The sequence below is a fragment of the Pseudoalteromonas sp. BZK2 genome (assembly GCF_014349195.1).
Lineage (GTDB): Bacteria > Pseudomonadota > Gammaproteobacteria > Enterobacterales > Alteromonadaceae > Pseudoalteromonas > Pseudoalteromonas simplex.
Genome location: NZ_JACSOG010000008.1, coordinates 135,637 through 148,915, shown reverse-complemented (window position 1 = coordinate 148,915; position 13,279 = coordinate 135,637). Strand labels below are relative to the sequence as shown.

Genomic DNA, 13,279 nt, shown 5'->3' with positions numbered 1-13,279 from the left:
GCCGTAATACCACGCTTTAAAAATAGGTTGATACTTTTCAATCACACGTTGTTGCATGCTTTCTGAAAAATGGGGTAAGTAAACCGTTTTAGTCAACGTGATATGCCTTGCAATCATCTGTCCTAAATTAAAACGCGCTTGGCGATACCTAATATCTGCTTTTTTAAACTCTCTGCTATCTGGTGCGAATTTTTGCATGTATTGTTTAGGGCCTTCCGCCCAGCCAGCCACTTTGTTCATTTGTTCAGCAAACGGCTTAACAGTAAACGTTACATAAATGGGGTCATCAGCATCGGTAGGTGCAAAACCTCGAGTAAAGACGTTGTAGTGATAATTAGGATGAGTAACTTTAAAAAGAATTGTTGCGTAGGCATTAGCTTGCAATAGGTCTAACCGCTCTCGCGGGAAGGTGATTGGCTCATTGGCATAGCTCGTTTTTAGATATCTATAACCAGAGTCTATGCCACAACTACTATGACCACACGACTCTGTGTACACAGACTCTATTAAAAAAGGAAACTCCGACACAGAGCCATCTTCTGTTTTAATTGTCACAACGATGGGTCCGCGATAACCATGGGCCTTATCGAGTACTGTAGTGCAACTTGTTGTAAACAAACAGGCCAGTAACACGCTCATAAACACCACTAATTTTTTCACACTATTGACCTTATATTTTAAAAATTATTTAGCGCTAATAATGGGAGCTTTTAAATATTCTCTTCCTAGTCATTCAAAATCGATAAATAGGCAAGTTCTGCTAGTTTTTCTAAAGGTGACGTTGCATTAGACTCAGGCTTTTTAGCATGAACCGAGTAACGCCTTTTGGGAATTTTAACTTGAATAAAACCATGATTATTGGCCATATCAATACGCAGCATTTCACGCTCTTTTGGCGTTAAATGATTTTCATGGATCTTTTCAAGTTCGCCATGATCAAGCCAAATAGCCGCACAATTTGGACATTCGTCTATTTCAACCACTTTTAGTGGCGTGAAAAAGCGTCGCATCATCACCACGTCAGGGCACTTCGGGCAATTAATTCGCTTTGCTAAATCAACGCATTCTGTTGGCAGAGTTTGTAAATGAGCCACCAGCACTTGCGCTGGTTTTAAACTTGGATCGCTAAAGTGGAATATTTGTCGATTATCAAAAAATACACCACCGCTTTTTGATAAATACACGTTAACATCGCCAATGCTCACTGCTTCAAGTGCTGTTTTAGTACGCGGGCAAAACATAGACCTTCCTTGTTTTAAATTTAACTTAGCGCTTTTGTAATTATCGGTTTAAGCGGCTCAGGTAAGCTGATGTTACCAGCTAACACAAATTCATGTGCTTCGTTTGACATTTTTTGCCAAGTTTTACGAATAATACCCAACCATTTTTGCTCATCGTAATCAGGCTTGCTAGTTGCAAAATCAAGCATGTAATGTTCGATAAACACAAGGCTTGCGATGTCTTCAATTAATTGGCTATCAGGGTTTCGCTTTATATTCTTTTTAGCCACGGCTGCGTATACGCGCTCACATTCACCCGTTGAGTAACCAGCGGTTTTCATAAGGGCTGTTACACGCTCGGCATGAAAATCATATAAAGCAGTGCGCCATTGATAATAACCTTGCTTACCCATAGGGAAGTCACTGCGAGGAGAGCGCCAGCGTTCAATATGTTGGCCCCGTGCAGCAATGTGCATTAGTTCATCGGCTTGCGGATTAAAACGGTTAAGCATATCGGTCATACGCATAGAATATAAAGATTCTTTAGCTAACGCTTGCCCAGCATGCTTAACACGATTGGGATCTGCAGCATTCGCTGCATCTATGGCTTCTATAACAGTTTGAGACATATAACATTCTCTAGTTGGTTTATAGCCATGATTATAATGAGCAATAACTACTTTAGCTACTTTGCTCTAGCAAACAACTCTATTACAAACGAGTAAGGTCCATCGCGATGCTGTGCTTAGGCTTTTCAATCATTCGAAGTAACTCTTTGCCGTTAGAGCTTACAATAAACGTTGGGGTATAACGAAGGTCGTACTGCTTAGCTAAACCATCAGGGTCAAGCTTATCGTAACCAACCGCAATTAATTGGAGTGATTTCAGCTTTACACCCGAACCATCAAGTAACTTTAGTAAACGAGGCACTTCACGCTTAGAGTCATGACACCACGTACCTAAAAATACTAATACTTGTTTACCACTGAGCGTTTTAATTGTGTTTAAATCATCCTCAGATGGTGAATAGTTTTTATACTCTTTAGCAAAAGCAGGATACTGTGCGAGTAAATCCTCAGCGGTAATTTCCCCACTGTACGGCGACGTCGTTGCAAATGTGAATGATGAGAATAATAAGGTAACGAAATAAATAACTTTTTTCATTGTGAGTGCTCTTTGTTCTAATTAACTCACAATAACCAAATTATCGAAAACACTCCAGCATTACAATTGCGAGTTTGCACATACTTACTTTCTATGAGGTGCTTTAGATAAACTCGCAATGCTGTGAATAAGCCATTAAAATACGCTTTTATAATTAACCATGGTGCCATTTATGTCTTTTCCTCCTTGCCCACAATGTAACTCTGAATACGTGTATGAAGATCAAAACAATTTAGTTTGCCCAGAGTGTGCTCACGAGTGGGACCCCAATGCGGTTGATACCGATGATGTGATCAATGTGAAAGATGCTAACGGCACTTTATTGGCTGATGGCGACAAAGTGACCGTTGCTAAAGATTTAAAAATTAAAGGCAGCTCGCAAGTTATTAAAATTGGCACCAAAGCCGTGATCCGCCGTGTGCTAGATAAAAAAGACCACGAATTAGACTGTAAAGTCGATGGCGTTGGTGAAATGATGGTAACCGCTAAGTTTGTTAAAAAAGCTTAAAGAAGCATAGTAAGTAAATCGACTAACCAGATTTACTTACTAACATTAGTAAAGTTACTTCTTTGTCACCACGCCTTCAGGTATGTGTAAAGTACGTTGTGGGAAAGGAATTGTCAGGCCAGCTTTCTCGATTGACTCTTTGACACGTTTGTTTAAATCCCAATAGGTTTGCCAATAGTCTTCATTTTTAGCCCATGCTCTTAGCTGAATATTCACCGAGCTCTCAGCCATGGCTGTCACCATCACTTGCGCCGCCGGTTCACTCAGTAAACGGCTTTCGTTCGCGGCAATATCTTTTAGCACCGCAAAGCCATCATCGATTGAATCGGCATATGAAATACCCACAACAATATCCATTCGGCGTTTGCCATTTCGGGTGAAATTTTTAATATTGTTACCCCACACTATGCCATTAGGTGACGCAATATAAAGACCATCAATCGTTTGAAAAACACTGGTGAATAGGTTTACCTCAGAGACAGTACCTTGCATCGAGCCTATCTCAACAAAGTCACCAACTTTAAATGGCCTTAATATAAGCAACATCATGCCCGCTGCAATATTACTTAAGGTGTCTTTAAGGGCTAAACCTATCGCCAAACCTGCTGCCCCCATTAGGGCAATAAGGCTTGCCGTATTCACGCCAAAGATATCTAAAATAAATACCCCGCCAATAATATACACCACATAGCCTGCCACAGACGACAAAATAGGCAGCAAGGTATTATCAACTTTTTTAAGCGTCGCGTTGGAGTTTTTTATAGCCTTTTTCACTGACTTAGCAAGCACTGCACTGGCAATTAAAATAACAATTGCGAGTATCAATTTATACCCTAGCGCTATGATTGTTTCTGAGTTATTGAGCCAAAATTCATTGAGGGTTTGTTTCATAAAAATCCTTGATTTTTTTTAAATTCGAAATTGCATTTATTGATAAATTGAAAAGAAAAGCCATGCGTTATAGGCAATAAAAATCAGTAATAAACCAATACCTTCAGCGCGATTTACCCTGCCAATACCTCGGTGCCCATAAGCAAAAATTAATAAAAAAATTGAAAGAGAGAGCATCGCCAGCCAATCTCGCGATAATAGATCCGGTGAAAGGTTAACAGCTGGCGCTATCATCCCTGCAATACCTGTGACGGCCAAGATATTAAATATGTTTGAGCCAATCACATTACCAATGGCAATGTCGTGTTCACCTTTTCTGGCTGCGGCAATTGAAGCTGCAAGTTCAGGGAGCGAAGTGCCAAGTGCCACAATTGTGAGACCGATAATGAGGTCGCTAATACCCATAATCTCAGCAATACTGACTGCCCCCCATACCAATAGCCTTGAGCTAATAATGAGTACAACAAGCCCAACTACCAGCCAAACAATAGCTGCTTTAAGTGACATTGTTTGCACGTTAAGTTCTTGCTCAACATCTGTTGCTAAGCTGTCATTTTTGCTTTTAAGGCCAGAATAAATACTCCACCCCATAAAACTAAAAAATCCAAATAACAATACACCTGCGTCAAAACGTGATAAGCCACCATCAACAATCAGTAATGCAAATAGCACACTCACCACAAGCAATAGTGGGAGTTCTTTTTTAACGATATTAGAGTGAACAGCAATCGGGGCAATCAGCGCTGTTATCCCTAGTATAAGCCCAATATTGACAATGTTTGACCCCAGCGCATTACCTAAAGCAAGCTCTGGGCTGCCATCAGCAGCAGCCATGGCCGATACCAACATCTCAGGAGCCGACGTACCAAACCCAACCACAATCATACCAATGAGTAAACTAGGTATACCTGCATATTTTGCGCTTACAGCTGCACCATCAACAAAGCGATCAGCGCTCCAAATCAGCAATACAAAACCAACTAAAATGGCAAGGATAAACAAGGTCATAGTGCTCTCCAACAGAAGGGTTGCAAAGCAAAATGTGATAAATAAACCGATTTAAGAGGACAGAAATAACCATATAAATGGTCTAGAAATGTAACAAGCACGAGACGGTTCCTTAGGGCGAAGAACAATAAGACACGCATCAAGGTCGCCCATTGAACCCAATACGTGCCTTAGGTCTTGTCAATCCGGCTTGCGGACATGAACGCCACGAACATTGGTTCGGAGACTGTTGACGTTCATCTTAATCTAAGAGACTACTCCCCTAAGGTTAGGTAAAGACTATATAACTAAAAGTCATACAATTAAAGCTCTAATTGTTCCTTTTTTACTTGTTATTTAGAAGCTCAAATGTTCTACAACAATCCCTGTAACTTCACAATGTTCACAACTCTTCAAGAGTGTAACTTGCATAGTTTGGTTCAAACATCATTGCCATCCTTGCTTTGGGTTATTAATTCTTTGGGTACTCAGTGCTTTAGATATAATGTACCATTTTGCTTTATTTGCAAAAGCCATTGATCAAACAAATTGTTCGCGATACTCAGCTCTTCATCTGAAAGTGTCGGGTATTGTCTTTGATCAAACCACGCATAACGATTATACACATCGTTATTTTGCGTGATTTCCATAATGAGTCGATTTATAGCGTAGGCTTTTGCTGCACTATGCTCACCAACTTGTTCGCTGTAATACATGCTCGCTAAACTCATCAGCGCTTGTTCACTGCCCTGCTTCGCTGCTTGCTCTAAAAATACGGTTTTACGCTCTTTAAAACCATCACGATTTTTGATGAACTCGGCACGTGACAACTTCTCAGGAAATTGCGACTTCATGTAAAATTCGGGAGTTAGCCCAGCAAACGTTTGCTGCGCAAAGGCAGAGCCCTGTTCTGCTGCCATTGCCAAATAACGGTAAAAAGACCGCCGCGTTGCTAAATCTAACCCTTGGCAATACTCATATTTTTCAAAAACACGGTTTTGCGTATCACCAGCATCGCTAAACTCATAGCTTTCGGCTAATGTTGCCTCAAGCGCCTCAGCATCTAAAGGAGCATTAAAACAATACTTAAGATTTTGTGCGATGAGATAGTTAGCCTCAGCATCACCTTGCTTAGCGCGTTGCTTTAGCTCAGTAAAATGGTCAATAAACACACCATCAAAACGCCATTTCGGTGCATTTTTGATAATAAATTCACGGCTATCATTGGCTTCACTCACTTGCTCAGCAGATTCATCAGCTAACAAACTCGTATCAGGCTTTGTGGCTGATATGTTTACTTGTGCCTCAACGTGCTGCGAAGCTGTTGTATCATTTGATGACTCTGAATTGGTTGCAAAGATTGCAGCTTCTCGTGAAGAATATATATAAATAACGAACAACAATACCACAATTAAAAATGGCTTTACTCCTTGCCTAACAAAAGCATACCCAGACATAACAACCTACTTATTATTTTTGTTGCTCAGTAAGTTACAAGAAAACAGTGATGAAAGCGAAACTTAACTGCGGTTTCGCTTTGTTTGCATTAAACAAGCAATAACAATAAAACTAATCCCAACTAATTGCTGCCCATTTACCGGGCTATCTAGAATGGTTAACTGAAGAAGGTATGAAAACACCACTGACGTATAAATCAGCGGCGCTAGTTCAGAGCCGGTAGTAACTAGTTTATATGCAGAGCTTCTAAAGTATTGCGTAGCACTACTAAATACCGCTAATAACACTAATAAGCCTAATAATAACCAAGCACTCTCAAACACCAAGCTGCCTGCTGCGAGTTCAGCATTTAGCCCTCCAATAAACAGCGGCAGAATGAAAAATAGCGTACTGAATAGTGCTGCAATTAAAAAGCAAAAACCATTGGCAACCAGAACCGGGGTTTTCTCTTTACTAATTTGAAATAAACACAATTGCGAGCAAGCATTAAAAAAGCCAGCCGCCAGACCAATTAATAGCTCCCAACGTAACGTAATCCCTTGGTCGGTCATACTTTGAATGATCAGCCCTATCATCATTAACAACAAAGTCGGCACGACAAACAAGTCGATTTCTCGCTTATACACCACACTTTCAAGCAGTGGGATAAACAAAGGCCCGGTGCTAAATAACACAACCGCCTCAATTAACGTAAGTTTGTAAAGCGCTAAAATAAAAAACCCTTGGCACAAGGTGATAAAAACAGCGCGTAGCATCACATTTTTTAATGCAGAAAAACTAACATAATGCCAAAACCGTGCTCGCGCTGTTGCTAACATTAAACAACCAGGTAAGAGCAACCTTAAGAATAACAGTAAAATAATTGGCAGCATGGGGGTTAACAGCTGGGTAACCAGTCCATTCAGTGCTAGAGTGAGGGTAGATAGCAGCATTAACGCACTAGAGCGGTGACTAATATTCATTTACATTGTTTATAAAGCGAGTAGGTGACACTCACGATACGCTCTGCTGAAATTATAAAAAAGCGAATAAAACCGCATTAATATGTAAGAAAAACTAACACATGAAACACAATATCCCGCTCAAATCCTTATACAGTTTCATTGCTGTTGCAGAGACTGGCAGCATGGTTAAAGCCGCAGATTCAATTCACGTTAGTCACTCGGCTATCAGCCAAGCTATCAAGTCTCTTGAGCAACAGCTTGAGGTAAAACTTTTCGATAGGGTTGGCAGACAAGTGTATTTAAATGATGCTGGGAAACTTTATTATCAGCGCGTTTCGCCCGCCGTTCAGGCCATCATTTCAGCAAGCGAAGAGGTTAAAAATAAAGACAAAGATCATCATTCAATTTCACTCAACATGGTGAATTCTTTGGCATTACATTGGTGGATACCACGAGTTGATAAGCTACAAAATTGTTATGCTGAGTTAGATATTCGCTTATCAAACTTTGTAGGTGATGTTGATCTCGAAAGACGCAATATCGATATGGCTATTTTTCAGGGCGATCCGCAAAATTGGCAAAAGTACCACTGTGAGAAATTAGCAGATGATGAACTTGTTTTAGTTTGCAGCCCGTCATTATTAAAGCCAGAAACTACAAACAACATCAATGAACTATTAAACCGCTTTCCCGCCATTCAAGTGCTTAATGCACGCAGAAACAATAACTGGCAGATTTGGGCAGAGCATAACCACATTGCCAGCCCTAAAGCACAGAAAAACCGCTCTTTTGAAACCACAGCTCAAGCATTGCAAGCTGTAACGAGAGAACTTGGCCTACTGGTTACCCATAAGCAATTTGTTTTAGAAAAGCTCGAATATGGCGAATTAGTGCAGCTAGGCAGTGCAGTAATCCATCCGCAGCAGTCATTTTTCTATGCCTGCAAAGCTGACAAATTAAAGCATACCAGCATTCAACAATTGATCGCATGGCTAAAAAATGAATTTTTAGCAAGTTAGCAAAATTGTAGCGACGATTTAATATCGCGTAGAATTGATTGCTTTACATTGAATCATTTATATAGCACCAGCAATAAAGACCAATTCAAAACTATTTTATTTAGAGCTAGTTATATGCCAAACGTGATTAGCTTAACTTATCTTTATACTCACACATGCCTTTTAACGCATGGTCGATTAAGGTTTTTATGTTCGTCAGCTCAGTGATTTTGGCGTCTATTTCTTTACTTTTTTCAATCAATTTGGCGGCCATAGCTTGCTGAGTTAAGTTGTTTTTGCCAAGTAGCTGTGTGAGATCTTTAATCTCTTTTAAAGTGAAGCCTAGGTTTTTAGCCATTGTGATCATGTTGAGCTGCTCAACTGTTTTTTCACTATAAATACGATAGCCATTCACATCTCTTGAAGGTGGCGGGATCAACTGCTCTTTTTCATAAAAACGAATGGTGTCTTTTGTGAGGCCGGTTAATTGCGTGACTTGCTTGGTTTTCATAAAAATACGCTTGACTGTAGAGTAAGCTCCACAGTTTATGCTCAACGCATTCTTCTATCAATACTAATAAAAAAATGAATACATCGATTAGTGTTAAAACAGCCGATAACGTCACTTTAAATGGCACTCATTTTGCGGCCAACAACCCTAAAGCAACGGTGCTATTAAACCCAGGTACAGCAACAAAAACCACCTACTATTTACCGTTTGCGGAGTTCTTAGTCAGCCAAGGTTTCGATGTGGTTGTTTGGAATTACCGTGGCTTTTGCGAATCGAAAACAAGCCAGTTAAAAGGCTGTATTTATCAATATTCAGACATTGGCCGCTTTGATATGCCTGCCATGATTGATAAAGCTAAAAGCATCAATCCTTCTCTGCCACTTTATTGCGTTGGTCATAGTGCTGGCGGTCAGCAAATAGGTTTAGCTGCCAATTACCAAAAGCTTGATGCCCTTGTTGCGGTTGCAGTTTCTGCCGGATACTTTGGTTATATGCCAACCGGTTACCGTATTAAAGCTAACTTCTTCTTTCGTTTATTTTCGCCGATTACGGGGGCATTATTTAAATACGTGCCTGCTAAAAAAATGAATTTTATGGAAGACTTACCCGTTGGCTTTACGCGTGAATGGTCAGCGTGGTGTAGAGAAAAGCAGTTGTTTTTCTCGAATAAATTTTACGGTAAATCGATTGCCGAAGGTACCTATAAAAACTTTGATATTCCTACCTATGTCTTTACCGCTGACGATGATGAAATCTGTACCGAGCAAAACGTGCATAACTTTTGGCGCAATGTAACCAGCAAACACCCAATTGCTTTTAAGCGTTATCAATCTGCACAATTACCCGCTAAAAAAGTAGGCCACTTTGGCTATTTCAGAAAACATAATCAAGCAATTTGGCATGACATATTAACCGCGTTAAATGAGACTCATAATGCCAAACAAAGCAGTGCTATTTAAACAACACGCTCGTTTACTCTTTATTGTACTCGCGAACTTTATCGCCAGTATTTTGCATTATGTGCACAATATTATGTATTTTGAGCACTATCCTGAACCTGATTGGCTTGCAGCAAACGTGGTCGACTACTTTTGGTTTATCATGACTTTTGTTGGCTTATATGCGCTGCTCTGTTTAGCTAAGCAACGCATTAAACACGCCATGTGGCTGCTCCATCTTTATGCTGCGATGAACATGTTATCGGTACTGCATTATGCGGTTGATAGCGATAACGTTATGACAACCGCAATGCATGTATTAATTTGGCTGGAAACCGTTGTTGCTATTTGGCTCATTATTTTCGTTGCAAAAACACGCTTAGCAACATCCAACTAGCGGTCACTCTTGAGTCTTTTTAATTGACCTATTTTGCTTTTGAACAGTCTTAACCATTTTTGAAAACGACCTCTGTTTTGTTATGCTCAACAACACGTCCTAAATGGCTGTTTTCCAGCTCATCTAAACTCAACTGTTGTTGAAAGAAAGGTCGCATGCCTAATTCTATCAGTGAAGGTGTTTGCATAGTGTTTACCAAAGCTGTGGATTATCGAGTGGTTTTAGGCAACTTGGCTTACCAGTAATTGGCAAAATTTCGTCATCTAAAACCGGTTTAACAAGCCAGCCTTTTGGGTATGATAAGCTATGAGGAGCTTGAATAATTTCTTCACTCACAACGGAAAAACCGACTTTTCCATAAAAGTTGATATCACCATAGGTCATCACTAGGCTGACATTTTGTTCAGCTAACTTATCGCAGCCAAATTGGATCAGCTTTTGTCCTATGCCTTGTCCCTGCCAATTCGTTGCCACTGCAACAGGTGAGAGTAAAAACACCTCTTTAGCGTGCGCAAACTGTAAACGCGACATCACGATAGCGCCCACGATCCGTTGCTCATCTGTCGCGACAAACACATATAAATCAGTTGATGGATATGGCTCAGCTAAAAAGTCAGTGACTAAACGGGCAACTTGCTCGCCTTCTTGTTTTGACTCTGATGCACTAAATGTTGCCAAGTAAAGCGCAATAATCTCGTTTTTTTGGCTCTGTTCGTAAATTGAAAAATTCACTTAGACTCCTTAAGTTTTAAAATAAAATAGTGATAAGTAAAGTTTTGCCCGGTTTCATTTTCGTAAAGGGCAATTTCTGTTTGTATGTCTTTCACAGCTTGAGACTCACTTATCGATGGCGCTAACTCAGCAAGGCGCGCCTTGAGTGGTTGCCAATAGTTTTTCCAAGCTTGCTGATCCAGCGAAAACTGCTCTATAAGCTCATAACCAAGCTCATCAAATAAGGCTATGCGGCTTTCGATTGATTGCATATCTGGGTAATTCGCTTGCCAGTACTCTTTAACCGCCATTTCAGGCTGGCTGTTAAGCCAAACTAAATCACTGACCACAATCACCCCATCACGGCGAAGAAACGGTTTCCAGCTTGACAGTGCGCTTTGCATACCCATGACATATACACACCCTTCAGCCCAAATAACATCGAATGAACTTGCTTTAAAAGGCAGCGCAGTCATCGATGCGCACGTCAAAGACACATGCTCAGCCAATTGCTCTTCGAGCAATCGCTCCTGTAAATAAGCAAGTGCCGATGACTCATTATCTAAAGCCGTGATCTTGGCATCAGTTTGCTTGGCGATTAGTAATGTTGATGAGCCTTTACCACAGCCAATTTCTAAAATTTGTTTGGCATTGTTAGGAACAGCAGCAAAAGCTTTTAATGTAGCTTCTTCGCTACCAGGCCCCCATCGCTCTAATGGCTCAAACACAGTCATAAAATCGTGCATGTAGCTTTCATGGTCACACATATCTTTTGATAACCAACGAAGCCGCAATGCCTCTTTTTCTGTGTATCCTTGCTTTAACAACCAATTTAAATGCGCACTTGGCGCACGCTTATTCAGCTCATCATGTAAGTGTTTTTGAGAGCGTTCGCCAAGCAAACTCAGTAATAAATCTTTGGCTTGTAACTTAGCGGTAATTTCATCTTCAAGTTGCGCTAAGCGCTGTTGCAAAATCACTTTATCTAGCTCTACATCTAAACAGCTCTGACATTCTTTTAAGGTTAACCCCGCGCTTTGTAACTGCTGGATCAAAACCAAGCGTTGTAAATCAGCCTCGCTATAATAGCGATAACCATTTGCAAGCCTGCGTCCTTGAATAATTTTAAGCTTCTCGTAATACAACACAGCCGTGCGCGACAAACCCAGCTTTGCTGCTAACTCTGAAATTAAATACATGATGAAATAGGCCTATAAGGCTTTTGAATACAATAAGTATGAAGTGTAAAGCTGTAGACAGGTCAAATATTTTTGCAAAATAATTTAAGAAAATAAGGTAAGCAAGAAAGCTTACCTTTATAGGGCGTGTTTAGATTCAACTAAATTTGTTTTGGCAATTTAGTCGATATAAGGGCGGTAATTACAATAAATAACAGTGAGATAGCTAAACAAGCTGCTAAGCCATAAAGTTGAAACACTAAGCCCGACAACACAGTGCCAATTAAGCGACCCATGGCATTAGCCATATAGTAAAACCCAACATCAAGTGATACGCCATCGGCGTCAGCCATGCTCACAATCAAGTAGCTGTGCAAAGATGAGTTAATCGCGAATAACACACCAAATAACATCAACCCGCCTATCAGCATTGGTTTTACAGCCCACTCAAAGCCAATAGCAAGGGCAATGGCTAAGGTGACTACAGCAAGCAAGGATGCCCACTTAACTGTTTCTGCGCTTGGTGATGTTTGCTTATTGAGCTTAATGATTTTAGGAGCAAAAGATTGCACAGCCCCATAACCAATGACCCAACTAGCTAAGAAGGCACCCACAGTCCAGTGATCCCAATCAAAGGCTTGTGATAAAAACACCGGAAGTGCAACTACAAACCAAACATCACGCGCACCAAACAAAAACAACCTCGCGGCCGACAAGATATTGATTGAACTACTCTTTGAAAATATCTCGTTAAACTTAGGTTTGTTTTTAGCTTTGCCTAAATCATTTTTAATTGCATAAATACTAAAACACCACACCACCAGCAAGGTGGCAGCCATGGTTAGCATTGCGCCTTTAAACGACATTAATGTCAGTAGTAAGCCACCTAAAAAGAAGCCCACACCTTTTAATGCGTTTTTAGAGCCTGTTAGTATCGCTACCCATTTAAACAAGGTGCCTTCTTGGCCACTAGCAACCAACATTTTAATTGAGCTTTTAGCGCTCATTTTATTGAGATCTTTTGCAATGCCCGACAGTGCTTGCGCCAGCATCACATAGGTAACACTCAGCCATTCAGGGGGGACTGCCAACATGAACAAGGCTGCAACCTGTATGGCAAGGCCAATGTTCATGGTCTTGTTTAAACCAAGCCTTGCGCCTAAATAGCCGCCCACTAAGTTAGTGACAACACCAAAAATCTCATAAAACAAAAACAGCATGGCAATACTCAAAGGCGAGTAGCCAAGCGCATGAAAATGCAGTACCACCAACATTCTCAATGCGCCATCTGTTAGCGTAAATGCCCAGTAATTCCCGGTGACAATTAAGTACTGCTTTATATCAGCGGGAAGATTAGCCAAACGCGTCATTACT

17 protein-coding genes are annotated in these 13,279 nt (G+C 40.6%); 4 read left to right on the top strand and 13 right to left on the bottom strand.

The genetic code is table 11. The annotated features are described in order from the left end of the window. The 4 genes from BIZ38_RS06855 to BIZ38_RS06840 all read right to left on the bottom strand — a co-directional run. The coding region (locus BIZ38_RS06855) for a hypothetical protein (RefSeq protein WP_316247572.1) at positions 1 to 660 on the bottom strand (660 nt) is incomplete at its 3' end. A 65-nt stretch (positions 661 to 725) separates the two neighbouring features. Continuing rightward, positions 726 to 1,241, bottom strand: coding sequence for a zf-TFIIB domain-containing protein (locus BIZ38_RS06850; RefSeq protein ID WP_054553516.1), 516 nt, complete (start codon positions 1,239 to 1,241; stop codon positions 726 to 728). A gap of 20 nt (positions 1,242 to 1,261) precedes the next feature. After that, positions 1,262 to 1,849, bottom strand: a complete 588-nt coding sequence (locus BIZ38_RS06845; protein WP_138602276.1) for a DUF4202 domain-containing protein — start codon at positions 1,847 to 1,849, stop codon at positions 1,262 to 1,264. A gap of 82 nt (positions 1,850 to 1,931) precedes the next feature. Then, positions 1,932 to 2,384, bottom strand: a complete 453-nt coding sequence (locus tag BIZ38_RS06840) for a TlpA family protein disulfide reductase (protein WP_054553515.1) — start codon at positions 2,382 to 2,384, stop codon at positions 1,932 to 1,934. 172 nt (positions 2,385 to 2,556) lie between these two features. Between BIZ38_RS06840 and BIZ38_RS06835 the strand changes: the two genes are divergently transcribed. After that, the gene (locus tag BIZ38_RS06835) at positions 2,557 to 2,892 is read left to right on the top strand and encodes a zinc ribbon domain-containing protein YjdM (protein WP_054553514.1); all 336 of its coding nucleotides are present in this window, start codon (positions 2,557 to 2,559) and stop codon (positions 2,890 to 2,892) included. A 54-nt stretch (positions 2,893 to 2,946) separates the two neighbouring features. On the opposite strand, the gene BIZ38_RS06830 is transcribed toward BIZ38_RS06835, so the two are convergent. The 4 genes from BIZ38_RS06830 to BIZ38_RS06815 all read right to left on the bottom strand — a co-directional run bounded on the left by BIZ38_RS06830 (position 2,947) and on the right by BIZ38_RS06815 (position 7,190). Further along, entirely contained in the window at positions 2,947 to 3,783 is an 837-nt protein-coding gene (locus BIZ38_RS06830; RefSeq protein WP_054553513.1) for a mechanosensitive ion channel family protein, read from the bottom strand. A 36-nt stretch (positions 3,784 to 3,819) separates the two neighbouring features. Continuing rightward, positions 3,820 to 4,791, bottom strand: a complete 972-nt coding sequence (locus tag BIZ38_RS06825; RefSeq protein WP_187489912.1) for a calcium/sodium antiporter — start codon at positions 4,789 to 4,791, stop codon at positions 3,820 to 3,822. 467 nt (positions 4,792 to 5,258) lie between these two features. Further along, positions 5,259 to 6,227: a hypothetical protein gene (locus BIZ38_RS06820; RefSeq protein ID WP_187489911.1), complete on the bottom strand. Its 969-nt coding sequence runs from the start codon at positions 6,225 to 6,227 to the stop codon at positions 5,259 to 5,261. Between the two features lie 63 nt (positions 6,228 to 6,290). Further along, on the bottom strand, positions 6,291 to 7,190 hold the full coding sequence (locus tag BIZ38_RS06815) for a hypothetical protein (RefSeq protein ID WP_054553510.1): 900 nt from the start codon (positions 7,188 to 7,190) through the stop codon (positions 6,291 to 6,293). Positions 7,191 to 7,291: 101 nt separating this feature from the next. On the opposite strand from BIZ38_RS06815, the gene BIZ38_RS06810 reads away from it, so the two are divergent. Then, a complete protein-coding gene (locus tag BIZ38_RS06810) occupies positions 7,292 to 8,191 on the top strand; it encodes a LysR family transcriptional regulator (protein ID WP_054553509.1) in 900 nt (299 codons plus the stop codon). 127 nt (positions 8,192 to 8,318) lie between these two features. Here the strand turns inward: BIZ38_RS06810 and BIZ38_RS06805 are convergent, their stop codons facing one another. Next, entirely contained in the window at positions 8,319 to 8,681 is a 363-nt protein-coding gene (locus tag BIZ38_RS06805; protein WP_054553508.1) for a MerR family transcriptional regulator, read from the bottom strand. A 74-nt stretch (positions 8,682 to 8,755) separates the two neighbouring features. Between BIZ38_RS06805 and BIZ38_RS06800 the strand changes: the two genes are divergently transcribed. Beyond that, positions 8,756 to 9,640, top strand: a complete 885-nt coding sequence (locus BIZ38_RS06800) for an alpha/beta fold hydrolase (RefSeq protein WP_054553507.1) — start codon at positions 8,756 to 8,758, stop codon at positions 9,638 to 9,640. After that, positions 9,615 to 10,016 (top strand): hypothetical protein, encoded by a 402-nt coding sequence (locus BIZ38_RS06795; RefSeq protein WP_054553506.1) that lies wholly within the window; start codon positions 9,615 to 9,617, stop codon positions 10,014 to 10,016. The genes BIZ38_RS06800 and BIZ38_RS06795 overlap by 26 nt, the downstream gene beginning before the upstream one ends. 49 nt (positions 10,017 to 10,065) lie before the next feature. On the opposite strand, the gene BIZ38_RS06790 is transcribed toward BIZ38_RS06795, so the two are convergent. The 4 genes from BIZ38_RS06790 to arsJ form a co-directional block, all read right to left on the bottom strand. Next, complete coding sequence (locus BIZ38_RS06790; protein WP_200909100.1) at positions 10,066 to 10,203, bottom strand: hypothetical protein; 138 nt, start codon at positions 10,201 to 10,203, stop codon at positions 10,066 to 10,068. Between the two features lie 5 nt (positions 10,204 to 10,208). Next, complete coding sequence (locus BIZ38_RS06785) at positions 10,209 to 10,748, bottom strand: GNAT family N-acetyltransferase (protein WP_054553505.1); 540 nt, start codon at positions 10,746 to 10,748, stop codon at positions 10,209 to 10,211. Then, a complete protein-coding gene (locus tag BIZ38_RS06780) occupies positions 10,745 to 11,926 on the bottom strand; it encodes a MerR family transcriptional regulator (RefSeq protein ID WP_187489910.1) in 1,182 nt (393 codons plus the stop codon). Before BIZ38_RS06780 ends, BIZ38_RS06785 begins: the two co-directional genes overlap by 4 nt. Before the next feature lie 140 nt (positions 11,927 to 12,066). Continuing rightward, the gene (gene arsJ / locus BIZ38_RS06775) at positions 12,067 to 13,275 is read right to left on the bottom strand and encodes an organoarsenical effux MFS transporter ArsJ (protein WP_054553503.1); all 1,209 of its coding nucleotides are present in this window, start codon (positions 13,273 to 13,275) and stop codon (positions 12,067 to 12,069) included. Positions 13,276 to 13,279: the final 4 nt, after the last annotated feature.